This window comes from Undibacterium sp. Ji50W, assembly GCF_049340445.1.
Lineage (GTDB): Bacteria > Pseudomonadota > Gammaproteobacteria > Burkholderiales > Burkholderiaceae_D > Undibacterium.
This window is the reverse complement of record NZ_JBMPOX010000011.1, coordinates 135,515-161,221: the sequence shown is the minus strand read 5'-3', so window position 1 is coordinate 161,221 and position 25,707 is coordinate 135,515. Positions and strand designations below refer to the sequence as shown.

Below are 25,707 nucleotides of genomic sequence, written 5' to 3'. Positions count from 1 at the left end.
ACAAAGAAAACCTTATGGAATCAAATAAAGCGGCAATCGAAGTGAAGCATTTAGTTAAGCGCGTGGCTGATGCAACGGGTGAACTAAGCATCCTGAATGGTATTGATTTTACCGCGCAAGCCGGACAAACGCTTGCAATAGTTGGTGCTTCCGGTTCTGGTAAATCTACTCTGCTGGGCATACTGGCTGGCCTGGATACACCGACAGAGGGCAGTGTCGTCCTCGATGGCGTGGATATTTTTGCTTTGAGTGAAGATGGCCGGGCGCAGTTTCGCAAGGAAAAACTGGGCTTTGTTTTCCAGTCGTTTCAGTTGCTGATGCATCTGACTGCTTTGGAAAACGTCATGCTGCCGCTGGAATTGCGGGGTGAAAAACAGGCTCGTGCCAAGGCCGAAGAAATGCTGGAACAAGTGGGGCTGGCATCACGCCTGCGGCATTATCCCAAGTTCCTGTCCGGTGGTGAGCAGCAAAGGGTGGCGCTGGCCAGGGCTTTTGTGACAGAACCGCCATTGCTGTTTGCTGATGAACCGACCGGCAGCCTGGACGCAGTTACCGGTGATGCCATCATTAATCTGATGTTCAAATTGAATCGTGAACGTGGTTCAACCCTGGTACTGGTAACGCATGATCTGTCGATTGCGGCACGCTGTGGCCGGGTATTGACGATCAGTGCCGGTCATTTGCGTGGGGATGAAATCAATCATTGATGGCAGTCGTCGTAACCGGCTTGCCATCGTGATGGTAAGCCTGGATGCTGGCATCGCTGTATAGCGCCAGCCAGCCGCCACGGGGCGGTGTGCTATCACATTCCCAGTCTGCCAGCACATGTCGTGCATGGCCATCATGGATATGGATGGCGGGTCTGTGGGTATGCCCGTGTATCAGGGTGGTGGCCCGGGTTTGCGAAAACAGGTCTGCGATGGCCGTATTGTTGACATCCATGATTTCCACGGACTTTTGTTTCTGTTCCATCTTGCTTTCGGTGCGCAAGCCTTCGATGATGCTTTTGCGCTGTGTCAGTGGCATGGCAAGAAAAGCCTGTTGCCAGTCGCTTTGTCTGACCTTTTGCCGGAATTCCATATACGCATGGTCATCCGTGCATTGTGCGTCACCATGGGTAATGGCAATTCTTTGGCCAGCGACTTCCAGCACATGTGGGTCGGCTAACAGCACGGCACCGGTAGCGGCTGCGAAACCTTCGCCTATCAGGAAATCACGATTTCCACCTATCCAGTAAAGCTGTACCCCGTGTTCGTGCAGCGTGTGCAGGGCTTGCACGATCATTTGGTTATAGGGATCAGCAATATTGTCATCGCCCACCCAGTATTCAAACAGGTCGCCCAGCAGGTACAGGGCGGGTGCATGGCGTGCATGCTGTTGCAGGAAATCCAGGAAAATTTCCGTGGTCTTCGGCAATGCCGGATTCAAATGCGTGTCGGAAGCAAAAAGCGCAACCAGGATTGGTTGCGCTTTTTGCTGATGCGCGGTGGTGTCAGCGATCATGGATGCAGAAATAGAGAGAAATAGTCAGTCTTAAACGATTTCTGCTTTTTCGATGATGACATTTTCAACCGGTACGTCCTGGAACATGCCAGTACGTGTCGTTTTTACACCTTTGATTTTGTCAACGATCTCAGTACCTTCAACCACTTTGCCAAATACGCAGTAGCCCCAGCCATCCTGGCCAGGAAAGTCGAGGAAGCTGTTGTTCGCGGCATTGATGAAGAACTGCGCAGAAGCAGAGTGCGGGTCGCCAGTACGTGCCATTGCCAAGGAATAGCGCTCGTTTTTCAAGCCATTTTTGGCTTCGTTTTCGATAGGTGCATTGGCGGATTTTTGGTTCATGCCCGGTTCAAAGCCGCCGCCCTGGATCATGAAGCCATCGATCACGCGATGGAAAATGGTGCCGTTATAGTGACCAGATTCCACATAGGCCAGGAAGTTGGCGACAGTTTTTGGTGCTTTTTCTTCGTTCAGGTCGATCTTGATAGCGCCGAAGTTAGTGGTCAGAATAACAGCCATGGTAGTCTTTCATTTCAAAAAGGTTGAAGATGTATTGTAAAAAGCTTGAAGATTTATCTATTTTAACAAGGTCGCGGCTTGAATGATAATTGGTTTGTTTGGCACATCCTGCATCATCTTTGCCTCACCAGTTTCTACCGCTTGAATTTTTTCGACCACATCCATGCCCTGTATGACCTTGCCAAACGGGGTATAGCCAGCCGTCATTTTCAGGGCATTGGCACGTGATTCTTTCATATTCTGGCCACGCAGCTGGAATTCAACCGGATTGCCTTCTGGCAGTATCTGGTGATCCAGGGAATCATTGACCCGGGTATTGATGAAAAATTGTGAGGTCGCAGAGTTGGGATCGTCGGTGCGGGCCATGGCGATGGTGCCCAAGTCATTTTTCAGGCCATGATCAAGCGCCTGGCGGGCTTCGTTGGGTACGGTCTTGCTGGTCGGTTTTTCTTTTAAATCCTTGTCGTAGCCACCGGCCTGTATCATGAAATTATTGATCACACGGTGAAAGATCGTGCCTTTGTAATGGCCATTTTTAACATACTTGATGAAGTTCTCTACCGTTTTCGGCGCAGCCTCAGGGTAGAGCTCGATCACGATTTCACCCATGGTGGTTTTCAATGACACCTTGGGACGATCCTGGGCGGAGGCGGTCACTGCTACCATCATCAGGCAGCCACTCAGGATGACACTAAGGATACTGGCGAATCGCATTGCTGGCATTTTCATATTTAGTCCGGATGAGAGCAAAGTCAGGGTGGTTTAAGTCCAGGAATCAGGTATTGTTAAGCCAAATCTGTGTTCCAGTCTTCTGTCAGATCGTTGTTTCGTAAATTATGCGCCATCTTGCCGCTTCTTTCAGCCAATACTGACGTTTGCGTATGGCGCTACGGCTTTTTCCATTGCTGGTTTCCTGGGTAAAGGTGCTGACGATAAGCTCGTCTTTGCCCGGGTAACGAAAGTGCGTTACATCTTTCAGGCTTATGCTGGGATTATGCCAGTTATCCCAGCTTTGCTGCTGCTTTGGAAACCAGGTATTCAGATTGTCGCCCTGCATCGTCTTGAAATTGCGTGAATAATTGCTCAGGATGCGATTGGCATTCAGGCTTTCCATGTCCAGACGCCAGTCTTCCAGCAGTTTTACTGCAAAATTCTTGTCTGCTATCCACTTGGTGCGATTGACGAATTCGACATGCTCACTAATGATCACCGGTGTCTTGCCTATGTCCACCATGGCCGCAATTTTTAAAAAATCCGGATTGGTCAGTACCACGCAGCCGTCTGAGGCCAGTGGCGGGCGGCTGAAGCTTTCCGGCGGCATGCCATGTAGCCAGATGCCGGAACCATTACGGCCATTCAGCTTGTCCCATTCATTCGGGTAATTCAGGGGCAGGGCACCCGGGCCATAAAAGCTGGGCAATTTCGAACCGGCCAGCCGGCTGGTGATGTAGTACACACCGATAGGCGTCTTTTGATCGCCTTCCTTGAGTTTGTTGATGCCGAATTTGCCCTGGCTGATATAAAAATCATTCAGCAGCTTGGGCTGGCCTGCATTATTTTCATAGACATACAGGCGGGATTTGCGGGCATCCACGACGATGGCTTGCTTCTGGTCATCGCGCAGTTGCAATATGACGCGCGGAATGAAGTTGGGGTCGGGACGTTCGCGGTAGGAGCGTATCCTTGCTGCTGCCTCATCCCTGAGGTCTTTCAGTTTGTCGGGCTGGGTCGCCGCACCGGCACCAAAGCTGGCAACTGGCCGGGTATGCATGAGCAAGAGATCGCCCTGTATCAGGTGCGCCAGCTGAAAATGCGGATACGCTTCGACCAGCGCGTCGATCTTGCTTTGTGCTTTTTGCAGATTGTTGGCGGCAAGATTTTTGTAGACTTCAATCAGCAGTGCATCCGGGTCCGGTGCATTGGGATTGATCTCGGCGGGAGCCACTTTGGTGGGGCGTGATTTTGCCATGGCGATAGCCGGCGAAACCAGGTTCGCTACTATTGCCATTGCAAAAATTGCCAAAATAAGAAGCTTTCCGAGCCTGCCTGTGGTCGGAGCATCAGAGGTGACAGCGAAAAACATTAGCTACCCGCACGCTCCTGTTTGATCTGCCATTTGCCATCCTGCTTGACCATGTTCAAGGTCTTGCGGCTATTGGCAGTCAACTGATCAGAGGAATAAATCTGGCGGAATTTCGCTGTTGCTGTATTGCCATCCACGTTAATCTTGGCAGCTTCAATTTTGACATTGATGCGGCCTTTGCCTTCAATCCGCAGGCGGCGTTCTTCTGCCCAGGCCTTATGGCTTTCACCTTTGGGCGTCTGGAAGTCTTTGGCGTAATGGCTGAGGTAGGTGCTGGTGTCCTTGTTGCTCCAGGCTTTGGCCCAGTTTTCGACAGCTTTCAGCACATCTTCTTCATCCCGGTCAGCCACGGGTGCCGGGGTCGGTTTGGTGGCAGGTTTTTCGGCTTTTGGTGTTTCTGCTTCAGGTTTGGCTGCGGCTACCGTGATTGGTTTTGTAGCTGTTGTCTGGGGTACGGTAGTTGCAGGGGCGGCGGCAATTTTCGGATTGGTGCCACCAGTTGCGTTGCCGACCAGGTTACGTACCAGCGTCAGTTTCAGCTTTGCCGTGCTGTTGCCAGAGTCCAGTTGCAGGGCCTTGTCGTAGGCCTGGCTGGCCAGCTTGGCATACACGTCACCCAGGTTTTCATGCGCCGTGCCATAGGTAGGGTTGGTGCGTATTGCCATTTCCAGTGCAGCGCGCGCCTTGTCGTACTGGCCCGACGATGCATATAAAACAGCTAAATTATTATACGGTTCTGGCAGCTCTGGATAATCATCTGTCAGCTTTGTAAACACAGTAATGGCTTCTGCCGTTTTGTTTTGCTCTGTCAGTATCAAACCTTTCAAGAAGCGCATCTGCGCATCCTTGGGGCGTTGCGCCAGTGCGGCATCCACTTTTTGCATGGCTTCATTGATTTGTCCTGCGCGTAATAACTTTCCAACGTCTGCGGCATCATCTGCGTAAACGGTGGCAGACATCAGCAGTAATGTCAGACTGGATAAAGTAAGGACACTTTTCAAAATGTGGCGCATGGTGTTCGGTCTTGGATTTATAGGAGTTTGGCAGAACATGTAAGCAGCAATGGTATACTGAGTTTTGGCAAATGCGCCATCTTATCAAATAAGTGCTGGACTTGGGCGTTTGAGACTTAGTTTGAGGCTTAAACAGCGTGTTGCAATTACTTTATTTTAATTTTCACTGGCTTGCAGACCTGCAGTGCAGAACCGGACGCTGGTAAAAGAGTGGAATTGAATGCCTGCTGACACAGAATGGCGGCAGAAGATACCTGATGCACCGCATGGCGGGCCCGATTTTCCACCGCAATTCCACTGTAATTCCACCGCAATACTGGACAGCGAAGCTGTTTTTGATATCTAATCTGATCCGTCGGAAGAATATGTCACCAATTGGTCAAAATTGCATTGATAAAAAGATATTTTTATATCAATGATTTGTGTGCGCCACAGAGCGCACAGGCAATAGCGCTATCTATCATCCAGACTGTTGCACTGCTGTATGCGTATCTATGAAGCGCAGACAGATCAGAGGCGAATCTGGATAATTTTATAAACTCGTGTGATGTTAAGGAGGCACGATGACTAAGACAACATTTTTGAATTTTGAGCAATCTATTGCTGAACTGGAAACAAAAATAGAAGAATTGCGTTTTGTTCAAGACGACTCGGCTGTCGATATTTCGGAAGAAATTGATCGCCTGTCCAAAAAAAGCCAGATGTTGACCAAGGATATTTATGCCAAATTGACACCATGGCAGGTTTCACAGATTTCCCGTCATCCTCAGCGTCCTTATACCCTCGATTATATTAACCAGATGTTTACGGATTTCCATGAATTGCATGGAGACCGCAGTTTTTCTGATGATTTGTCCATCGTCGGCGGCTTGGCAAGGTTCAATGGCCAGGCATGCATGGTCATGGGCCATCAAAAAGGCCGGGACACCAAAGAACGCGCCTTGCGCAACTTTGGCATGCCTCGACCCGAAGGCTATCGCAAGGCCATGCGCTTGATGAAGCTGGCTGAAAAATTTGATATTCCGGTATTCACTTTTGTGGATACTACCGGTGCCTGGCCTGGTATCGACGCTGAAGAGCGCGGTCAGTCCGAGGCAATTGGCCATAATCTGTATGTCATGGCTGAACTGAAAGTACCACTGATCACCACCATTATTGGTGAAGGTGGTTCGGGCGGTGCGCTGGCACTGGCGGTAGGTGATGCGGTGCTGATGCTGCAATACGCCACTTATTCTGTGATTTCGCCAGAAGGTTGCGCTTCCATCCTGTGGAAGACCTCTGACCGCGCATCGGATGCAGCAGAGGCACTGGGCCTGACGGCGCACAGACTCAAGGCCATGGGCCTGATCGACAAGATCGTCAATGAACCATTGGGCGGAGCGCATCGCGATCCCAAGCAGATGTGTGCGCTGGTGAAACGTGCACTGGCTGATACCTTGCGTCAGTTCCAGGGGGTAAAAACCAAGGATTTGCTGGCTGCCCGCCATGAAAAACTCATGAGCTATGGCAAGTTTAAGGAAACGAAACCGGCTGAATGAAGGCGGAACACAGCAGCTTGGCTCTTGAACAGCGATTTTTCGAGAAGCTTGGCAGTATCATCAAAGGCAACTGCCAGGACGGCGTAACAAATGGTCTTGCAGTTGCTTTCAGCGGTGGATTGGATTCCACCGTATTGCTCGATCTGGCAGTCAGGTATTGCCGTCACTTTGGGCATCCTCTTTTTGCCTTCCACATACATCACGGTTTAAGCCCGAATGCAGATGCATGGCTGCAGCATTGCCAATTGATTTGCGATGCTTATGGCGTGCGCTTGCTGGCAGAAAAAATTACGGTTCCGACGACTGGTGGCGAAGGTGTGGAAGCATCGGCCAGGGCAGGGCGTTATCGCGCTCTGGGGCAACTGGCACAACATCTGCAGATAGGCCTGATCCTGACGGCCCATCATCAGGATGACCAGGCAGAAACCCTGTTATTACAATTGCTGCGAGGTAGTGGTGTCGCCGGTATGTCAGGCATGGATGAATGTCATCGCGCGCAGAGTCTGTTCGGTACCGACAAGCTATTGCTGGCGCGCCCCTTGCTGACTGAAAAAAGGGCGGCGCTGGATGCCTATGCCGCTGCCAGTAACTTGTCCCATATCGAGGATGAATCAAACACGGATCCGCGTTACCTGCGCAATGCAATTCGCCATCAGGTGATGCCGGTTCTTGAAAATCTATCTGCCGGTTATTCTGAACGCCTGGCCAGGTCGGCCATTCATTTCCAGTCTGCCCAGGAAGTATTGATCGAGGTGGCCGCGCAAGATTTGGCTGCATGTGCAATTGAAGGTGGCTTGAGTCTGCCTGCCATGCAAGCTTTAAGCGAGGCCCGTCGCGACAACCTGTTCCGCTACTGGTTTGCCCAGGCTGGCATACGCATGCCGACCACGTCCCGGCTTAAAGAAATGCAAAGCCAGTTATTTACTGGCCGTGAAGATGCAAAAATTACCGTGCATCATGACAACCGGGCCATCCATCGCCATCAGGGTGGGGTATATCTGGAACATGCGCAAGACAGGGATGCAGTACGAGACCTGGCGCTGAACATTGAATGGCGTGGTCAGGCTGCCATGCATTGTCCTGAATTTGGCGGTACCCTGTATTTTGAAGCTGGTGATGAAGGTATTGCGACCGCGTGGTTGCAGCAACAGACACTGTCATTGCATTTGCGGCGTGGCGGCGAGCGCCTTAAACTGGCAGAAAACCGCCCCACCCGTGATATGAAAAGTCATTTCCAGTCTTTGCGCATTCCATTTTGGCAGCGTGAAAAACTGCCTTATCTATCGGTGGGCAAGGATTTGGTATTTGCAGCCGGGGTCGGCATGCAAAGCAGGTTTTGCACCAAAGAGGCAGGGCAGTGCATACGCTTGTCCTGGGCATTTGATGCAGCACTACACTCGCCCTAATAAAAAACTTATTTCGATTGATAGGATGTAAAAATGCGCAGACAGATAGTCTTGGATACCGAAACAACCGGCCTGAATGCACGAAACGGTGACCGAATTATTGAGATTGGCGCGGTAGAGTTGCTAAATCGCAAATTAACCGGCAATAATTTCCATATGTACATCAATCCTGAGCGCGATTCCGAAGAGGGTGCTTTGGCAGTGCATGGATTGACGACCGAGTTTTTGAGTGACAAGCCCAAGTTTGCTGAAATCGCAGCGGCTTTCTGCACCTATGTCAAAGATGCCGAAATCATCATACACAACGCCCCGTTTGACGTCGGCTTCCTGAATGCAGAATTGGCCAGGATGAATTTGCCGGCATTTTCGGAGCTGTGTCCGGCAATTACCGATACCCTGGTATTAGCGAAGGAATTGCACCCCGGCAAGCGAAATTCACTGGATGCCTTGTGCGGCCGGTATGAGATATCCAATTCACATCGTAAATTGCATGGCGCTTTGCTGGATGCTGAATTGTTGGCAGATGTTTTTCTGGCAATGTCTCGTGGGCAAAACAGTTTTGAAATCGACATGGCGGACGATGATGCACCCAAAGTGCAGGAATTTGTCATTTCAGATCAGCCGGTGGGTGAGATTGCTATTTTGGTCGCCGCAGACGATGAGCTCAATGAGCATGAAATGTTGTTGAATGGGCTAGATAAACAGCTACGTGACAAATGTATCTGGCACACGACGGTGTAGAGGAAACATCTTTTAAAGAGCTGAACTGTTTTGATGAGAAATTTAATTGCTTTAATAATAATTAAATAAGGTCACTTTCATCACATTAGTTGCAAAAAATGAATCACCTGTTGCAAACGGGTGATTTTTTTTCGAAAAAATTTCGCAAGAACCCTAAAGTTTTTGCTTTCGGGGGCCGTTAAGAAGCCATGGAAAGAATTTAAAAATAATTTTAAATATTCCCTAAAGTTTCTGAATTTGCTGCCGTTAATGAATATAAGAGGATAAGCCAAAAAAGCTTTTCTTTCTTAAGTCATTGTTTTTAATGGTAATTTTTAGATCGGCTAGTTCTGGGGTCTAAAAAAAATAAAATCTACTTTTTCGTAAAATTTTTATTTTGCGAATGTCAAAATGTGCCTGTAGGATATTTTCCTACGGCATGCTTTCGTTTTTTTCTGTATTTAAATACATACTCTCGCTTATACAGCGTCTATAGGCTTGCCTGCACAATGTATCTCACTGGCAACGCAATTGATGCCGCTGATTACAAACTGGAGGGTAGGACAATGACTCAGAACGATATGATGGCCGAAATTCGGGACGCTAATTTAAGCTACTTGATGCTGGCGCAACAAATGATCCGTGCTGATAAGGCAACTGCCATTTTCCGTTTGGGTATAGGCAAGGAAATTGCTGACCTGATCGAAGGCTTGAATAACGCACAGATATTGAAACTGGCTGGTTCCAATATGATGCTGGCGCGTTTTAGATTCGAAGACAGCTCCATTTTGTGCATGTTGACAAATTACAACAAGGAACGCGCTTTGGCCCATTCGCATGCTGCGATCCTGATGGCTGGCCAGGCTGTGGAAGAAATCCATTAATCCATTAATTCGTCAATAGTAATCATTCCGGTAAATGGAGAGAATCATGGCAGGCAAAAGCGTAGTGAACGAAGCTCACGAAATTCAATTGGCAATTGAACTGGTTAACCTGGGTGCCCGGCTGCAGTTGCTGGAATCCGAAACCTCTTTGTCGCGCGAACGTCTGCTGAAGATTTACAAGGAATTGAAGGGTGTGTCCCCACCCAAAGGCATGCTGCCTTTTTCTGCCGACTGGTTCACTACCTGGCAGCCGAATATTCATTCTTCCCTGTTTATGAATATTCATAAATACCTGCGTGAGCATGCTGGGGTGGATGGTATTGATGCGGTGATCAAGGCATACAAACTGTATCTGGAGCAGATCGCCGTGCCGGTTGGTGAAGAACCTGTGCTGTCTTTGACGCGTGCGTGGACGCTGGTGCGCTTTTTTGAAGGAAAAATGCTCAGTTTTGCAAAATGTTGCAAATGCGGTGGGCATTTTGTTGCGCATAGCCTGGATTTGCATGATGATTATGCATGTGGGCTCTGCCATGTTCCGTCGAGAGCAGGAAAAACAAAAAAAGCAAAAGACGCAGAATCCGCAATGGAGCTGGTCGCATAAAAAATAGGAGGAGCCTTGGAACTAGCGTCATCGAAAAGTCCCAAAGGCAAAATTTCTCCTGATGGCAGCATCCTGTCGTCTCCGGCAATTCGCGCATTATTCGTTCAGTGTATTGCGCTCTTGCTGTCCTATATTCTGTATAACCTGGATAAAGAGTTTTTCGCGGCAAGTCTGTCGCCTTACCTTATCCTGGTTGCACATTCCCTGTTCGCCGTCCTGATCAGCATCATGCTGCGCCTGCAGTGGTGGTGGTGGCTGATCGAATTCTTTTTCCCTTATGCAGTGGTGGCTTCACTGGTGTATCAGTTAAGCCCCGGCTACAGCCTGCTCATCTTTGTGCTCATGGTATTGTTGTTTTGGTCAACCTACCGCACCCAGGTACCATATTTTCCTTCCAAATCCAGTTTGTTGCCGTGTATTCTTGAGCAAATGCCAACAATGCCCGGATTGCGTTTCATTGATGTCGGTAGCGGCTTTGGTGGTTTGTCTTTGAATTTGTCGCGGGCCCGGCCAGAGCAGCATTTTTATGGTGTGGAAATTGCACCATTTCCATGGTTGGCCAGCTGGATACGGGCGCGATTCTCAAGCGGGAGTGCAGAGTTTTTTTTAGGGAATTATCTGGCGCTGGATTTTGCCGGCTTTGATCTGATTTTTGCTTACCTGTCACCAGCGGCCATGCCTGCTTTGTGGGAAAAAGCACAGGCCGAAATGAAGAAGGGGGCTTTATTGATGAGTTATGAGTTCCCAATACCGGGTATTGAAGCGGATTTGCAGATAAAAAGCGGTGCGAATGACCCCGTTCTATATGTCTGGCGCATATAATGTTCATATTGAAATGTATTCCTGAAGCAATATTTAACTTTCGTTTCTGGTTTTTCGGGGCTGGACTGAGTTAGTGTGAAGCGATATTGTGGATTTTCTCTGTAAGGAGTAAGCACTCGTGTTAGTTATAGTCGGCTATATTGTCGTATTGGGCTCCGTGTTTGGTGGCTTCGTCATGTCTGGCGGGCATATTGCCGTATTGTTCCAGCCGCTGGAACTGTTGATGATTGGTGGTGCTGCTGCTGGTGCGTCTCTGGTTGGCAATAATGCGAAAACTTTGAAAGCGACATTGAAGGCATTGCCAGGTGTATTGAAGGGGTCGAAGTACACCAAGGCGCTGTACATGGAATTGATGACCATGCTGTTTGATGTCCTGACCAAGGTCAGGAAAGAGGGCTTGATGTCGATTGAAGGGGATATCGAAAAACCGGAAGAAAGCCCGCTCTTCAGCAAGTATCCAGCCATCGTGCATGACCATCACATGATGGAATTCATCGGCGATTATCTGCGTCTGATGGTGTCGGGGAATATGGATGCCTTCCAGATCGAGAATTTGATGGACAATGAATTGGAAACGCATCACCACGAAGGTGCGGTGCCTGCGCATTTCATTGCCAAACTGGGTGATGGCTTGCCGGCGTTCGGTATTGTGGCTGCGGTGATGGGGGTGGTGCATACGATGGAATCCGTTGGTATTCCTCCGTCCGAACTGGGGATTTTGATTGCCCATGCGCTGGTCGGTACCTTCCTCGGTATTTTGTTGGCGTATGGTTTTGTTGGCCCGCTGGCTGGCCTGATGGAGCAGCAACTGGATGAATCATCCAAAACCTTTCAGTGCATCAAGGTGACATTGCTGGCCAGCCTGAATGGTTACGCACCGGCACTGGCGGTCGAGTTCGGCAGAAAAGTCTTGTATTCCACTGAAAGGCCGACCTTCATCGAGCTGGAAGATCATATCAAGCAATCAAAATCTAAATAACAATCACTGGATTGATGATGGCAAGCGAAGAATTACGACCGATTATCGTCAAGCGCATTAAAAAGGTGGCCGGTGGCCACCATGGCGGCGCGTGGAAAATTGCGTATGCCGATTTTGTGACGGCGATGATGGCGTTTTTCTTGCTGATGTGGTTGCTTGGCTCTACTGCCAAGGGTAACTTGAATGGCATTGCCGAGTATTTCCAAACGCCCTTGAAAGTGGCGATGGCGGGGGGCGACGGCAGTGGTGACAGTTCCAGCGTGATCAAGGGTGGCGGTAAGGATCTCAGTGCGCGTGAAGGACAAAATCGCAAAGGCGAGATAGACGCGCAAAAGAAAACCTATAATCTGCAGGCCGCGGAAGCTGCTCTGGCCAAAGTGGAAGCCGACAGGTTGAAAGGCTTGAAGGCTAAAATCGAGGCAGCCATTGAGTCGAATCCCACGCTGAAACAATACAAGAAGCAGTTGTTGCTTGATATTACGACCGAAGGCTTGCGCATACAGATGGTGGACGAACAAAACCGGCCCATGTTTGCGCTGGCAAAAGCTGATTTGCAGCCTTATACCCGCGAGATTTTGCATGAAATCGGCAAGGCCCTGAATGATGTGCCTAACCGTATCAGCCTGTCCGGGCATACCGATGCAGCTGCCTATGGCAGTGGTGAAAAAGGATATAGTAACTGGGAATTGTCGGCCGACCGGGCGAATGCTTCCAGGAGAGAGTTGATTTATGGTGGCATGGACGAGACCAAGGTGTTGCGGGTAGTTGGCCTTTCCTCGTCAGTTTTATTTGATAAACAAGATCCTTTGAATCCTATTAATCGCCGCATAAGTATCATTGTCATGAACAAGAAAGCCGAGCAGTCTGCTTCTCAGGATGGTGGTTCTATCGAAGTTGCAAATCAATCCGACTCAAGCGCTGAAATATCTGTGAAGCCTTGATAGGCAGTACTGGCACAGCATCATTAAGTCAAAATGTGAAGATAGGATACTTATGATGTCCAAAAAGAAAATATTGGGTTCTGAGGTCAAACAGCTGTTGTCCGGCGTGTCTGATCACGGCAACGCCCATTTGCTGGAAGTAGAAACGGACCTCGCACAGACAGCCATACTCTTGGGTGAAGCGATAGAAAAGCTGGGTGTCAGCTTCATGGCTTTACACGCGGCGATTTCGAGTGAACAGGAAGAAATCAACCTGATCATCGGTTCGGGCAATGTGTCAGATGCAAGTATCAATCGCCTCAAGACAATACAGGGTGATATCGCGACGCATATCAATGCGGCTGTGACCAGCCTGCAGTTTCAGGATTTGACCAGTCAGTTGATTTCAAGAACTTTGCAGCGTTGTGAAGGTCTGCGGGAAGTACTGGGTACGCTCGGTGTGGTTGGTAATGATATCGAACACGATGGTGGGGCCGATAATTTGCCTGCCTTGTTGCGGGAAACCACGATGCGACTGGAAAAGCAAAGTGTAGACCTGAAGAATTTGCTGCGAAAAGCCGTGCATCAAAAGCATTTGGATAGCGGTGATATAGAGTTATTTTAAATCAAGAGGCAGTGGTTTGAAGCTGCCTACAATTCGTATAACGGAGTAAATATGGCCAAGACAATTTTAGCTGTGGATGATTCTGGCTCTTTGAGGCAGATGGTGGCGTTTAGCTTGAAGGCAGCCGGATATCTGGTGATTGAAGCAGTGGACGGTCAGGATGGTCTGGAAAAGGCCCGCAACCAGGTTGTTGACCTGGTGTTGACAGATCAAAACATGCCAAGAATGGATGGCTTGACGCTGATCAAATCATTGCGGGGATTACCTTCTTATCAGCGCGTACCTATCCTCATGCTGACTACAGAATCCAGTGATGACATGAAAGCCAAGGGTCGTGCTGCCGGTGCCAATGGCTGGCTGGTAAAACCGTTTGATCCGCAAAAGCTGACTGAAGTAGTTAAAAAAGTGATTGGCTAAAAAAATGTCCCTGTTCCCCGGGCAAACAAATGTAAATCACGGAGTGAAATAATGACGATTGACATGAGTCAGTTTTTCCAAGTTTTTTTCGACGAGGCAGAAGAGCTTCTTGCCGAGAAGGAAAAATTGTTACTTGCCGTCGATATCGCTTCCCCAGATCCTGAAGATCTGAACGCCATATTCAGGGCTGCCCATTCCATCAAGGGTGGTGCGTCTACCTTTGGTCTGACCGACATGACCGAGGTCACGCACATACTTGAGTCTTTGCTGGATAAAATTCGCAAGGGTGAAATGGCGTTAACGGCGGAGCATGTTGACGCCTTTCTGATCGCAAAAGATATCCTGAAAATGCAGCTTGACGGCCACAAGCTGGGAACGCCAGTAGATCAGGATGCGGTTGCCGATGTCAGAATGCTGTTGCAATCCCTGTCGCAGGATGTGGTGCCGGTTTCTGCTCCGGTGGCCAGCTTTGTCAATAAGAGCGCCGACAGTGGTACGCATAACGCGGTGTACAAAACCTCTTTCCGCATAGAGTTGCCCAAAGTGACACCAGAAGATGCTGCGGCATTGATGTCTGAACTGGGTTTGCTGGGGGATATTTCGCGCGATGAAAACACGGGTGACAAGGTGGTCCTGAGCCTGCGCACGAATGAGGGCAAGGATGACATTATTTCCATCTGTTCTTTCATCCTGAATCCTGACAGTCTGAAAATTTCTGAACAGGCCATGAATAGTGCGCCCGTCGCGAAGGCAGCGCCTTCGGATGACGATCTTGGTTATGGTTTCTTTGAACCGCTGGATGCCATGTTTCCACCGGAGGAAAACAAAGCCGAGGCACAGGTTGAAAATACCAGTCCTGAACCCGTGGCGCAGGACAAGTCAGTCGTCGCGAACGATAAAAAGCCGGCAGCAAAAAAAGAAACAGAGAAAGTCGCCAATTCGCAAGAATCATCCACCATACGCGTGGGCATAGAGAAGGTCGATCAGTTGATCAACCTGATCGGCGAACTGGTGATTACCCAGGCCATGCTGGAACAGCGCACCCAGGACCTGGACCCGATTGCCAACGAACGCTTGTTAAGCAGCGTCGGGCATCTGACCAGAAATACCCGGGACCTGCAAGAGGCCGTCATGTCGATACGCATGATGCCTATGGACTATGTATTCTCACGTTTTCCGCGCATGGTGCGCGACCTGGCGACCAAGCTGGGGAAAAAAGTGGAACTGGTTACCTATGGTGCCTCAACTGAACTCGACAAAGGTCTGATAGAGCGGATCGTTGACCCGCTGACGCATCTGGTCAGGAATAGTATCGATCATGGTATAGAAATGCCGGCTACCCGGGCGCAGTCGGGCAAAAACGAGACGGGTAAATTGTCGCTGTCGGCGGTACATCAGGGTGGCAACATCGTGATTGAAGTCAGCGATGATGGCGGCGGCCTGCATAGAGATAAAATCCTCGCCAAGGCCAAGCAGAATGGACTGACCGTGTCAGACTCCATGAGCGATCCGGAAGTCTGGCAACTGATTTTTGCGCCAGGGTTTTCCACTGCAGAGACAGTTACCGATGTGTCCGGACGTGGCGTGGGCATGGATGTCGTCAAGCGCAATATTGCTGCCATGGGCGGGGTGGTGGATATCCGCTCTGCCAAAGGTTATGGCACGACGATTACGATTTCATTGCCGTTGACGCTGGCAATTCTGGATGGCATGTCGATCAAATTCGGCAACGAGATTTATATCCTGCCCCTGGGCTTTGTGATGGAATCCCTGCAGCCTGCCAAGGCCGACATCAAGGAAGTCAATGGCAAGGGGCGTGTGGTCAAAGTACGCGACGAATACTTGCCGCTGGTACCGCTGTATGAATTCTTTGATATAGAACCCAAATATACAGATCCATCTGATGGCATTGTCGTCATCGTTGAAGTGGACGGAAAAAAAGCAGCCTTGTTTGTTGATGATCTGGTTGGACAACAACAGGTGGTAGTGAAAAACATCGAATCAAACTACAAGAAAGTCCCGGGAATTTCCGGTGCGACTATTCTTGGTGATGGCGGCGTGGCACTCATTCTTGATGTTGCCGCTGTTTTGCGCACTGCGCGATAACCAATAAGTTGTACATTTAAGACGAGGAAAAAGAAATGACGCAATTTTCACAGGCGGGTGCTGACGGTAGTTCACATAACGGCGGTAGTAAAACTGATATTGCCGGACATGAATTTCTGGCTTTTACCTTGGGTAATGAGGAATACGGCATTGACATCCTCAAGGTTCAGGAAATACGCGGTTATGAAGCCGTTACACGCATCGCGAATGCACCAGAGTTTTTAAAAGGCGTCATCAATTTGCGCGGCATTATTGTTCCAGTCGTGGATATGCGCATCAAGTTCAACCTGGGTACGCCTACCTATGATCAATTCACGGTCGTGATTATCCTGAATATTGAAGGACGGATTGTCGGCATGGTGGTGGACAGCGTGTCTGACGTGACGACCTTGTTGCCGGAGCAGGTAAGGCCGGCGCCCGAAATGGGAACTACTTTCAGCACCGATTTCCTGATCGGGCTGGGCACCCTGGACGACAGGATGCTGATATTGGTTGATATCGACAAGCTCATGTCCAGTCCGGAAATGGGCTTGGTGGATGCTGCCGCTGCATAATGTAATTTGTAGGCGTTTTCTATGATGGCATCGGGTAAATAAATAACAATATAGAAGCCAATAAAGAAGGAAGAGGAGACACTATGAACCTTAGAAATTTTAAGATCGGGACTCGACTGGGGACAGGCTTTGCCATTATTTTAGCGGGTTTGATTACCGTTATCTTATTCGTCAATGCCCTCAGCGGGAATAACCGCAAGGCGATGGTGGACGGCTTGACTCTCGCCAGTCAAAAACAGGTATTGGCAAACAACATGAAAAGCGCCTTGCTGGAAGGCGGTATTGCGATGCGTAATATTGGCATTCAGTCGGATGTTGGCGAAATGCAGAAAGAAGAAGGCAAGGTCAAGGCGCAGCGCAAAAAATACGACGACGCCAAAGAAAAACTGTCCACGCTGGGCTTGAATGACGAAGAAAAAAAAATTGTTGGTGACATCGCAAAACTCGACAAGGAAATAGAAAAACCTTTTAAAGATGCGGTCGGCCAGGCTTTGGCCTTTAATGCAGAAGGTGCGGTGAAAATCATTTCTTCCGTCATCGATCCGCTGAATTCCAAATCCATTATTGAAATGAACCGGCTGGTCGATTTGCAGGATGTCGCTACCAAGCAAGTATTTGAAACCTCGGCTGCCGCCGGTGCCAAACTGACGATGTGGCTGTACATTATTCTGGTATCTGCGCTGGCAATTGGTGCCTTGTTCGCCTGGGCCATTACGCGCAGTATTACCCAGCCTTTGCAAGAAGCATTGGGCCTGGCAGAGACTGTTGCTGATGGTGACTTGCGCAGTCAGGTCAGTGTATCCGGCAATGATGAAGTGGCGTCGCTGTTGCAGGCCCTCAAAAACATGAATGACAATCTGGCCGCAACGGTAGGGCAGGTCAGGGTCGGTACTGAAACCATTACCGTGGCGTCGCGAGAAATTGCCTCTGGCAATGCCGATTTGTCGAGTCGCACCGAATCGCAAGCCAGTTCGCTGGAAGAAACTGCCAGTTCCATGGAAGAACTGACCAGCACCGTCCGGCAAAATGCCGACAATGCACGGCAGGCCAATCAACTGGTGGTGTCGGCATCTGGTGTTGCAGTCAAAGGCGGTGCCGTGGTGGGGCAGGTGGTCAGCACCATGGGTTCCATCAAGGAAAGTTCACGCAAGATTGTCGACATCATAGGCGTCATCGACGGGATTGCCTTTCAGACCAACATCCTGGCCCTGAATGCAGCGGTGGAAGCCGCCAGGGCAGGTGAACAGGGCCGTGGTTTTGCCGTGGTAGCGGCTGAAGTACGCAATCTGGCACAACGCAGTGCCAGTGCTGCCAAGGAAATCAAATCCCTCATCAGTGATTCGGTCGACAAGGTGGACCAGGGTAGCAGGCTGGTGGATGAAGCCGGCAAGACCATGGATGAAATTGTCACCAGCGTCCAGCATGTGGCCGACATCATGAGCGAGATCACGGCAGCCAGCCAGGAACAAAGTTCAGGCATAGAACAGGTGAATCTGGCGATTACCCAGATGGATGAAATGACACAACAGAATGCCGCTCTGGTAGAACAGGCAGCGGCAGCGGCAGAAAGCATGGAAGAACAGGCCGTGGCTCTGGCTGAGGCAGTCAGCGTCTTCAAATTGCAGGCCGCTACAAATCATACGGTTAAACCTACCGTCAGCAAGGCCCCGCCAGCCAAGGTTGCAGCCGCTGCCCGTCAGGAAGTCAAGGCATTGCCACGGACCGCTGCTACTACTGCTAAAGCAGCAGAGTCAGCCAGACCGACATCCGGGCCAGGCCGCCAGGCGGCCGAAGCCAGCAAACGCAATGAAGATGACTGGGAAGAGTTTTGACATGTAGTTGGTTTTTGATCGAAGGAAGCGTCGCTCTGCTTCAGTGTGGTTGAAGCAGACAAAAGACACATAATTTTTAATGTCGCAGCCAGTTTTTAGCCCGGAACTAATTCTTCATGGTGTATTGTGTTAATTAGATTTCGTGCAGAAATGGTGCATACGCTTCTGAAGATGATGGTGAGAGTTAGGGAAGGTATTAAATGACGAAATCCATCGACAAAAACAGGTCTGACAGTTCAAAAGAATTTTCTTTCAATGCACGTGATTTTGATCGTGTCAGAGACCTGATATACAAAAGAGCCGGTATTTCTTTGGCTGACAGCAAACAGGAGATGGTGTACAGCCGCCTGGCGCGTCGTTTGCGCGCAACAGGAATCCATTCATTTTCAGAATATCTGGATAGTCTTGAAAATCAGGAGATCGATTCGGAGTGGGAAGCCTTTACCAATGCGCTCACCACCAACCTGACCTCATTTTTCAGGGAAGAACATCATTTCCCCATACTTGCCTCGCATGTTGCCGGAAAAAAAGAAGCGGTCAATATCTGGTGTTCTGCCAGTTCCACCGGTGAAGAACCTTATTCCATCGCGATGACCTTGTGCGAAGCATTTGGCACACTAAAACCGCCGGCACATATCATCGCCACTGATATTGATACGAATGTCCTGGAGACGGCTTCACGCGGGGTGTATAACCTGGACCGTATAGAAAAACTGTCGGCAGAAAGAACCAGAAAGTTTTTTTTAAAAGGCAAGGGCGCGCAGGAGGGACTGGTGCGTGTCAGACCTGAATTGCGCGATCTGATTACTTTCAAACAATTGAATTTATTGGAAGACAGTTGGTCTTTAAGCGGCGAATTTGATGCGATTTTTTGCCGGAATGTCATGATCTATTTTGACAAACCTACCCAAAGCAAAATTTTGAAGAAATTTGTTCCCTTGATGAAGTCAGATGGGCTGTTGTTTGCCGGCCATTCGGAGAATTTTCTATACGTGTCAGATGATTTCAAGCTCAGAGGCAAGACGGTGTATGAGTTGGCCAAATCCCTTGCTTCAGGAACCAGAACAGCATCGCGTCATCTGCAGAAGGGCAATCCATGAGCCAGTTAAGTGAAGAGCATTTTGCCACGAACGTCTATTACGACAGGACGTTTGATTGCGATGCCGCCAAAATCCTGCCCGGTGAATTTTATTTCACGAACAAGGACATGCTGATTGTCACGGTGCTGGGTTCCTGTGTTTCTGCCTGCATACGTGACCGGGTGTCCGGGGTCGGTGGCATGAACCATTTCATGTTGCCGGATAGCGGTGGTGATGCCGATAATCCGGTATCTGCATCCATGCGCTACGGTACCTATGCGATGGAAGTGTTGATCAATGAACTCCTGAAAGCTGGGGCGAAGCGTGAAAACATGGAAGCCAAGGTATTTGGTGGTGGCAATGTCTTGCGTGGTTTCACCGCCATTAATGTCGGTGAGCGGAATGCCAAGTTTGTACTGGATTACCTGCGCGCAGAAAGAATGCGCGTGATTGCTGAAGATCTTAATGATATTTACCCGCGTAAAGTCTATTTCTTCCCAAGGACAGGCAAAGTTTTGGTGAAGAAATTGAAAGTAGAACATAACGATACCCTCAGAAGGCGTGAACAGGATTATGCAAGCAGGCTCAAGACTACCTCGGTTGGTGGTGAAGTCGACCTGTTTTAGTCACTGTATTGATGCCTGGCACTGATTGCCAGGCACCTCTGATTGCGGAGTATTTTGTAATGAAAATTAAAGTATTGATTGTTGACGATTCGGCCCTGATACGCAGCGTCATGAGCGAGATTATTGGCAGCCAGCCCGACATGGAAGTCGTCGGTGTGGCCCCTGATCCCCTGGTGGCCCGCGAGATGATCAAGCAGACCAATCCGGATGTACTGACGCTGGATGTGGAGATGCCCAAAATGGATGGCCTGGATTTTCTGGAGCGCCTCATGCGCTTGCGGCCCATGCCTGTCATCATGGTCTCATCCCTGACAGAGCGAGGTTCGGAAATCACCATGCGTGCACTGGAATTGGGCGCGGTGGATTTTGTCACCAAACCCAAGTTGTCCATCCAGAGCGGCATGCTGGAATATACCGAACTGATCACCGATAAAATCCGGATCGCGTCCAAGGCCAGAATCCGTCCACGCAGCCTGCCCCCAGCAGGCGGTACGCAGGCTACTGGCGGGGTATTGCCACCGGTTAGAAATCCGCTGACAAGTAGTGAAAAACTAATTATTATCGGTGCCTCGACAGGCGGGACCGAAGCGATCAAGAACTTCCTGGTGCAAATGCCGTCAGATTGTCCGGGTATTCTGATTACCCAGCATATGCCGGAAGGCTTTACCCGCTCATTTGCCAAGCGACTAGACGGTTTGTGCAAAATTTCGGTTTCCGAAGCCAGCGGCGGCGAGCGGGTATTGCCAGGGCATGCTTATATAGCGCCCGGCCATTCCCACCTGTTGCTGGGGCGCAGTGGTGCCAATTACGTCACCCAGCTTGACCAGGGACCGCCGGTGAACCGGCACCGGCCTTCTGTGGATGTGTTATTCAAGTCTGCTGCAGTCTATGCCGGTAAAAATGCAGTTGGCGTTATTTTGACCGGTATGGGCAAGGATGGTGCCGTGGGTATGCTGGAGATGAAAAATGCTGGTGCGTACAATTTTGCCCAAGACGAAGCAAGTTGTGTAGTATTTGGTATGCCGCGTGAAGCAATCGCAATTGGTGCCACCAATGAGGTTGGCCCATTGAATGAATTGCCCACCAAGGTCCTGCATTACCTGGCAACTCATGGCAGCAGAGCTTTGAGGGTTTGATGCATTAAGGTAGAATTTGATGCTTTACTGCAATTTCAGCACCGTTTTATGTAAATTTGTCCGATAATGCTAATAACTGTCCTTAAAGAAATAGTGGAGTAATTCATGGCCGATCAAAATCTCAAATTTTTAGTAGTTGATGACTTTTCTACTATGCGTCGCATAGTGCGGAATTTGCTTAAAGAATTGGGATATTCCAATGTCGATGAAGCAGAAGATGGTGCAATGGGATTGGCAAAGTTGAAGAATGGTGATTTCGATTTTGTCATCTCAGACTGGAATATGCCCAATATGGATGGTTTGACCATGTTGCAGCATATTCGTGCTGATCCAGCTTTGTCGAAAATGCCGGTACTGATGGTAACTGCAGAAGCGAAGAAAGAAAACATCATTGCTGCTGCGCAGGCGGGTGCCAACGGTTACGTCGTGAAACCATTCACGGCTGCTACCCTGGACGAGAAACTGACCAAAATTTTTGAAAAACTGGGGAAATAGCAAGACCATCAGTTTTCAACGGGGGAAAACATGAGTCAGAACATAAGTCAAAGTACTGAACAAGATGACCTCCTGCATAGAGTAGGGCACATGACCAGGCTGTTGCACGATAGTTTGCGTGGTCTGGGCCTGGATAAATTGTTGGAAAAGGCAGCAGAAGGTATTCCTGACGCACGTGACCGGCTGGACTATGTTGCAAAAATGTCTGAAAAGGCGGCGCAGCGGGTGTTGAATGCAACTGATGCTGCCATCCCCTTGCAAGAAACACTGGATTCAGAAGCCAAAACGCTGAGTGCGGCTTTGACTGTGATGCAGTCAGCGTCTGTATCAACTGCGCAGTATCAGGACATTGCGCAGCAGATGCAGGCTTACCTGAAAATGGCCAGTGAAAACAGTGTGGAAACCAAGTCTCATCTGATGGATATCATGATGGCGCAAGATTTCCAGGACCTGACTGGTCAGGTCATCAAGAAAGTAACTGAACTGGCTCAGAGTCTGGAGCAGCAACTGGTGCAACTGCTGATAGATTACTCGCCTGATGAAGTCAAGCGGGACATATCAGATGGACTGTTGAATGGTCCGCAAATCAATCCGGAAGGAAATGCCGAGGTAGTGGCAAATCAGGGGCAGGTAGATGATTTGCTGGATAGCCTTGGGTTCTGACTGTTTCATTCCTAATTAACATACATACTAGATAAAATGATCGAAGCGAGCTTCATTGTCAGGGAACCATTACTTGATCCCAAACAGCGGGTAATCGGATTTCAATTTTCTTGGCAGCAGCCTAATCAGGATATTGAATCGAGTACAGAAAGCCTGAGCGAACTCATGGAGTTTGTCGCTGAGGAACTGCATGATGATGACAAGGGTTTTTTACTCGGTGACAGCCTGCTGTTCCTCGAAGCCGTGCCAGAGTTGTTGCACGCACGGGGCTTAAAGCTGCTGCCGGCAGAAAACACCGTCCTGATTTTGCATAAAAAGTATTTCGCCAACCCTGAAACACTGGCGGTAGTGACTGAATTACGTCAGCTTGGGTTTGGTATTTGCTTGCGTGGTGCCGAATTAACAACGCTGGAGCGTTCTTATTTTGCCCTGATCACCCATCTTGAAGTGCAATTGAATGCAGCCAATTTTGCATCCCAGGCCAAAGTCTATGCAGCACTGAAGCAATCGACAGTGCGTATGGTTGCCCGCAACATCATGACCTGGCAGGATTTTGATGCCTGTTCCGCATTGGGCCTTGATAGTTTTGTCGGCAAACTGCATTTGACACCGCGTCCAAGCAGTGCACCCAAAACCCTGAATACCGCACAAACCACCATTTTGCAATTGATGGAAATGGTCAGGAAAAATGCCGACATACAGCAACTGGAAGCTGTCGTCAAACGTGATGCCACGCTGGCCTATAAGTTACTGCGCTATATTAACTCTGCAGGTTTTGGCCTGAGAACTGAAGTGCAGTCGCTGAAGCATGCGGTGCAAATGCTGGGATACAGCCCCTTGTACCGTTGGCTGACCGTGTTGTTGGCAACGGCCAGTACCAGTGGCTATTCGCCTGTGCTGCTGGAGACTGCGATTGTCCGTGGTCGCCTGGCTGAAGCGCTGGGGCAGGGCAAAATGTCCAAGAGTGAAGCTGAAAACCTGTTTGTAGCAGGTATGTTTTCCCTGCTGGACAGGTTATTGGGAATCTCGATGGAAGAAGTGCTGTCCACCGTACAGTTGCCTGAAGTCGTGACCGAAGCCCTGATTTCCCGTGGTGGCACCTATGGCCCTTTCCTGGCTCTGGCGGAAGCATGTGAGCTCAATAGCATGCTGGTCGGTTCACTGGCAGAGTCATTGAAAATTAGCCCTGCCGATTTGAATGCCGCGCACATGGCATCGCTGGTGTGGGCGAAGAATGTTGCTTCTGCCGCTTGATTATTTCCTTGAGAGCAATAAAAAGACAAGCATGTTGCTTGTCTTTTTTTTGTTTTGACTCAAGTGTTTGAATAATCGTTACTTTTCCAAAAAACAATTTTGAAGATGCGTAGAATACGCTCGCACCGATCAATAAGTTTATTGTCTTTATGAGTTTTGTTCAGCCTAGCCAGAAAGTACAACTGCCGGATATTCCTGCCTGGTTGGTATGGCTATTGGCTTTTTTCTTTCTTGCCTATGGTTTGGGTGCCTACCCGATTCTGGACAACAATGAAGGCCTGTACGCCGAAATACCCAGGGAAATGCTGGCGGCTGGCGATTGGCATAACTGGATCATCCCGCACCTGAACGGTCTGGCTTATATGGAAAAGCCACCATTGCTGTATTGGCTGACGGCCTTCTCATTTGCCCTGTTTGGCGAGCATGAATGGGCGGCACGCCTGGTGCCGGCGTTGTCTGCCCTGGCTTGTGTCGGCATGATGATGTGGTTTGGACGCCAGATCGCACGCCCGAATGCAGCAAAACTCGCTGCACTGATGTTTATCAGCGGTCTGGGCGTGATCGCCATGTCGCGTACCCTGATGTTTGACATGTTGCTGACGGCGATGTTGACGGGGGCATTGATGTCGGGCTATTTGTATAGCATTTCCGGTGAAAAGAAGCGCTTGTACTGGTCCATGACTTTTCTTGCCCTTGCTTTGCTGGCAAAGGGCTTTGTTGCGATTATTCTGTTCGGTATAGTGACTTTTGCCTACACTATCTTGCTATCGACTTCGCTGCGGGATTTTTTTGCGCGACTGGCCACATGGCTGAACTGGCGCGGGCTGGGGCTGTTTTTCCTGATTGCTGCGCCCTGGCATATTGCCGCCATCATGGCCGAACCGATTTTTGCCTGGTTTTATTTCATCAATGAGCATGTACTGCGTTTTTTGGGCAAGCGCGAGCCACATGATTACTATGCCGGTGCCTGGTGGTATTACCTGCCCAGGATGCTCATTTACCTGTTCCCCTGGTCATTTTTCCTGCCGCTCCTGCTATTTGTGAAAGCTGTGCAACCGACGCCCAGGTCATTGCGCAGTTTCTTGAGTTGTGCCTGGATTATTCCTGTATTGTTCTTTTCCCTGTCCAGTGCCAAGGCCAATTATTATCTGGTGGTGGTGATGCCGCTGGCGGCCCTGCAATTGGCGCTCGCGCTGGAAGACAGGGCCATGGGTAGTGCCTGGGCTCGCGGACTGGTGGCTTTGGTGCTGGCTGGGATTTTTGCTGCGCTGGCCTGGTGGGCCGATGGCGGCAAGGGCGCATGGCTGGCAACGCTCAGCATTTATGGCATGGGTGGCATGCATTTTGTTTATTGGTGCCTGGTCGTGATGACGCTACTCAGTGCCGGTATCGGTGTGCTGGTGTGGCGTTATCCGCGCACTGGCCTGCTGCCTTTTGTGGCATTGCCGGCAATGATATTGTTTACCGCAATCGGTGTTTTACAGGCATCTTCCGATTGGACATCAACCCTGCCCATGGCGCTTGAATTGCAAAGTAACAAGAACGAAAGTGAAGTATTTTTATACCGGGTCTTTGAAAACCAGTCTTCCCTGCCGTTTTACCTGAAGCAGCCGGTACGCATTATTGACAGCCGCAGCAGCGACCTGTTTTGGGGTAACAAGCTGCATAAAAACGAAATTGTTGTCACCGACACCATGTTTGACAAGATTTCTGATGAGAAAAAAGTCAGTATCATCGTCTTGGATGAGGATTTGCAGCATTTTAATGAAAAGAAGTATGCATCCAAATTCATAAACGGTAAAAAAATCGGTCATAGCACTTTGTTTGTGAATTGAGTTTGGCATTGAGTTTAGTATTGAGTTGGGTGCTGAGGGCGAAATCTTGTCGCCTGCGTTTGGAGTCGGCTTGGGCATCAAGGTATAATCTCGCTTT

Annotated in this window: 26 protein-coding genes; 21 read left to right on the top strand and 5 right to left on the bottom strand. The window is 49.5% G+C overall.

Going from position 1 to position 25,707, the window contains the following annotated elements; translation table 11 throughout:
* The first annotated feature begins 14 nt into the window (after positions 1 to 14).
* Complete coding sequence (locus ACO0K9_RS16800) at positions 15 to 707, top strand: ABC transporter ATP-binding protein (protein WP_422986940.1); 693 nt, start codon at positions 15 to 17, stop codon at positions 705 to 707.
* Here the strand turns inward: ACO0K9_RS16800 and ACO0K9_RS16795 are convergent.
* The 5 genes from ACO0K9_RS16795 to ACO0K9_RS16775 form a co-directional block, all read right to left on the bottom strand.
* The gene (locus tag ACO0K9_RS16795; RefSeq protein WP_422986938.1) at positions 697 to 1,503 is read right to left on the bottom strand and encodes a UDP-2,3-diacylglucosamine diphosphatase; all 807 of its coding nucleotides are present in this window, start codon (positions 1,501 to 1,503) and stop codon (positions 697 to 699) included. The two genes, ACO0K9_RS16800 and ACO0K9_RS16795, sit on opposite strands and share 11 nt — an antisense overlap.
* A 30-nt stretch (positions 1,504 to 1,533) precedes the next feature.
* Positions 1,534 to 2,022 carry a peptidylprolyl isomerase gene (locus tag ACO0K9_RS16790; RefSeq protein ID WP_422986936.1) on the bottom strand — a complete coding sequence of 163 codons (489 nt, stop codon included), beginning with the start codon at positions 2,020 to 2,022 and terminating at the stop codon, positions 1,534 to 1,536.
* Between the two features lie 57 nt (positions 2,023 to 2,079).
* Positions 2,080 to 2,751: a peptidylprolyl isomerase gene (locus ACO0K9_RS16785; RefSeq protein ID WP_422986934.1), complete on the bottom strand. Its 672-nt coding sequence runs from the start codon at positions 2,749 to 2,751 to the stop codon at positions 2,080 to 2,082.
* 85 nt (positions 2,752 to 2,836) lie between these two features.
* The gene (locus tag ACO0K9_RS16780; protein WP_422986932.1) at positions 2,837 to 4,030 is read right to left on the bottom strand and encodes a L,D-transpeptidase family protein; all 1,194 of its coding nucleotides are present in this window, start codon (positions 4,028 to 4,030) and stop codon (positions 2,837 to 2,839) included.
* 74 nt (positions 4,031 to 4,104) lie between these two features.
* Entirely contained in the window at positions 4,105 to 5,064 is a 960-nt protein-coding gene (locus ACO0K9_RS16775; protein WP_422986930.1) for a L,D-transpeptidase Cds6 family protein, read from the bottom strand.
* Between the two features lie 617 nt (positions 5,065 to 5,681).
* On the opposite strand from ACO0K9_RS16775, the gene ACO0K9_RS16770 reads away from it, so the two are divergent.
* The 20 genes from ACO0K9_RS16770 to ACO0K9_RS16675 all read left to right on the top strand — a co-directional run bounded on the left by ACO0K9_RS16770 (position 5,682) and on the right by ACO0K9_RS16675 (position 25,610).
* Positions 5,682 to 6,656, top strand: a complete 975-nt coding sequence (locus ACO0K9_RS16770; protein WP_186945510.1) for an acetyl-CoA carboxylase carboxyltransferase subunit alpha — start codon at positions 5,682 to 5,684, stop codon at positions 6,654 to 6,656.
* Positions 6,653 to 8,062 (top strand): tRNA lysidine(34) synthetase TilS, encoded by a 1,410-nt coding sequence (tilS, locus tag ACO0K9_RS16765; protein ID WP_422986928.1) that lies wholly within the window; start codon positions 6,653 to 6,655, stop codon positions 8,060 to 8,062. The genes ACO0K9_RS16770 and tilS overlap by 4 nt, the downstream gene beginning before the upstream one ends.
* A gap of 33 nt (positions 8,063 to 8,095) precedes the next feature.
* Positions 8,096 to 8,803: a DNA polymerase III subunit epsilon gene (gene dnaQ / locus ACO0K9_RS16760; protein ID WP_422986926.1), complete on the top strand. Its 708-nt coding sequence runs from the start codon at positions 8,096 to 8,098 to the stop codon at positions 8,801 to 8,803.
* A 545-nt stretch (positions 8,804 to 9,348) separates the two neighbouring features.
* The gene (gene flhD / locus ACO0K9_RS16755; protein WP_186945507.1) at positions 9,349 to 9,666 is read left to right on the top strand and encodes a flagellar transcriptional regulator FlhD; all 318 of its coding nucleotides are present in this window, start codon (positions 9,349 to 9,351) and stop codon (positions 9,664 to 9,666) included.
* 46 nt (positions 9,667 to 9,712) lie between these two features.
* Positions 9,713 to 10,267, top strand: a complete 555-nt coding sequence (gene flhC / locus ACO0K9_RS16750; RefSeq protein ID WP_422986924.1) for a flagellar transcriptional regulator FlhC — start codon at positions 9,713 to 9,715, stop codon at positions 10,265 to 10,267.
* A 15-nt stretch (positions 10,268 to 10,282) separates the two neighbouring features.
* Positions 10,283 to 11,089 carry an SAM-dependent methyltransferase gene (locus tag ACO0K9_RS16745; protein WP_422986922.1) on the top strand — a complete coding sequence of 269 codons (807 nt, stop codon included), beginning with the start codon at positions 10,283 to 10,285 and terminating at the stop codon, positions 11,087 to 11,089.
* 118 nt (positions 11,090 to 11,207) lie between these two features.
* A complete protein-coding gene (gene motA, locus ACO0K9_RS16740; protein ID WP_422986920.1) occupies positions 11,208 to 12,068 on the top strand; it encodes a flagellar motor stator protein MotA in 861 nt (286 codons plus the stop codon).
* A gap of 17 nt (positions 12,069 to 12,085) precedes the next feature.
* Complete coding sequence (gene motB / locus ACO0K9_RS16735) at positions 12,086 to 13,009, top strand: flagellar motor protein MotB (protein WP_422986918.1); 924 nt, start codon at positions 12,086 to 12,088, stop codon at positions 13,007 to 13,009.
* Between the two features lie 55 nt (positions 13,010 to 13,064).
* Positions 13,065 to 13,613 (top strand): chemotaxis protein, encoded by a 549-nt coding sequence (locus ACO0K9_RS16730; protein ID WP_422986916.1) that lies wholly within the window; start codon positions 13,065 to 13,067, stop codon positions 13,611 to 13,613.
* A 51-nt stretch (positions 13,614 to 13,664) separates the two neighbouring features.
* Entirely contained in the window at positions 13,665 to 14,030 is a 366-nt protein-coding gene (locus tag ACO0K9_RS16725; protein WP_422975756.1) for a response regulator, read from the top strand.
* Positions 14,031 to 14,081: 51 nt separating this feature from the next.
* Positions 14,082 to 16,136 (top strand): chemotaxis protein CheA, encoded by a 2,055-nt coding sequence (cheA, locus tag ACO0K9_RS16720; RefSeq protein ID WP_422986914.1) that lies wholly within the window; start codon positions 14,082 to 14,084, stop codon positions 16,134 to 16,136.
* A gap of 35 nt (positions 16,137 to 16,171) precedes the next feature.
* Positions 16,172 to 16,690, top strand: a complete 519-nt coding sequence (locus ACO0K9_RS16715) for a chemotaxis protein CheW (protein ID WP_422986912.1) — start codon at positions 16,172 to 16,174, stop codon at positions 16,688 to 16,690.
* Positions 16,691 to 16,773: 83 nt separating this feature from the next.
* Positions 16,774 to 18,522 (top strand): methyl-accepting chemotaxis protein, encoded by a 1,749-nt coding sequence (locus ACO0K9_RS16710; RefSeq protein WP_422986910.1) that lies wholly within the window; start codon positions 16,774 to 16,776, stop codon positions 18,520 to 18,522.
* Between the two features lie 200 nt (positions 18,523 to 18,722).
* Positions 18,723 to 19,622 carry a CheR family methyltransferase gene (locus ACO0K9_RS16705; protein ID WP_422986908.1) on the top strand — a complete coding sequence of 300 codons (900 nt, stop codon included), beginning with the start codon at positions 18,723 to 18,725 and terminating at the stop codon, positions 19,620 to 19,622.
* Entirely contained in the window at positions 19,619 to 20,227 is a 609-nt protein-coding gene (gene cheD, locus ACO0K9_RS16700; RefSeq protein ID WP_186951606.1) for a chemoreceptor glutamine deamidase CheD, read from the top strand. The genes ACO0K9_RS16705 and cheD overlap by 4 nt, the downstream gene beginning before the upstream one ends.
* Before the next feature lie 59 nt (positions 20,228 to 20,286).
* The gene (locus ACO0K9_RS16695) at positions 20,287 to 21,363 is read left to right on the top strand and encodes a protein-glutamate methylesterase/protein-glutamine glutaminase (protein WP_422986905.1); all 1,077 of its coding nucleotides are present in this window, start codon (positions 20,287 to 20,289) and stop codon (positions 21,361 to 21,363) included.
* Positions 21,364 to 21,468: 105 nt separating this feature from the next.
* Positions 21,469 to 21,858 carry a chemotaxis response regulator CheY gene (cheY, locus tag ACO0K9_RS16690; RefSeq protein WP_110253727.1) on the top strand — a complete coding sequence of 130 codons (390 nt, stop codon included), beginning with the start codon at positions 21,469 to 21,471 and terminating at the stop codon, positions 21,856 to 21,858.
* A gap of 30 nt (positions 21,859 to 21,888) precedes the next feature.
* Entirely contained in the window at positions 21,889 to 22,521 is a 633-nt protein-coding gene (gene cheZ / locus ACO0K9_RS16685) for a protein phosphatase CheZ (protein WP_422986903.1), read from the top strand.
* Between the two features lie 165 nt (positions 22,522 to 22,686).
* Positions 22,687 to 23,775 (top strand): EAL and HDOD domain-containing protein, encoded by a 1,089-nt coding sequence (locus ACO0K9_RS16680; RefSeq protein ID WP_422986901.1) that lies wholly within the window; start codon positions 22,687 to 22,689, stop codon positions 23,773 to 23,775.
* Positions 23,776 to 23,924: 149 nt separating this feature from the next.
* Positions 23,925 to 25,610, top strand: coding sequence for an ArnT family glycosyltransferase (locus tag ACO0K9_RS16675; RefSeq protein WP_422986899.1), 1,686 nt, complete (start codon positions 23,925 to 23,927; stop codon positions 25,608 to 25,610).
* The last annotated feature ends 97 nt before the right edge of the window (positions 25,611 to 25,707 follow it).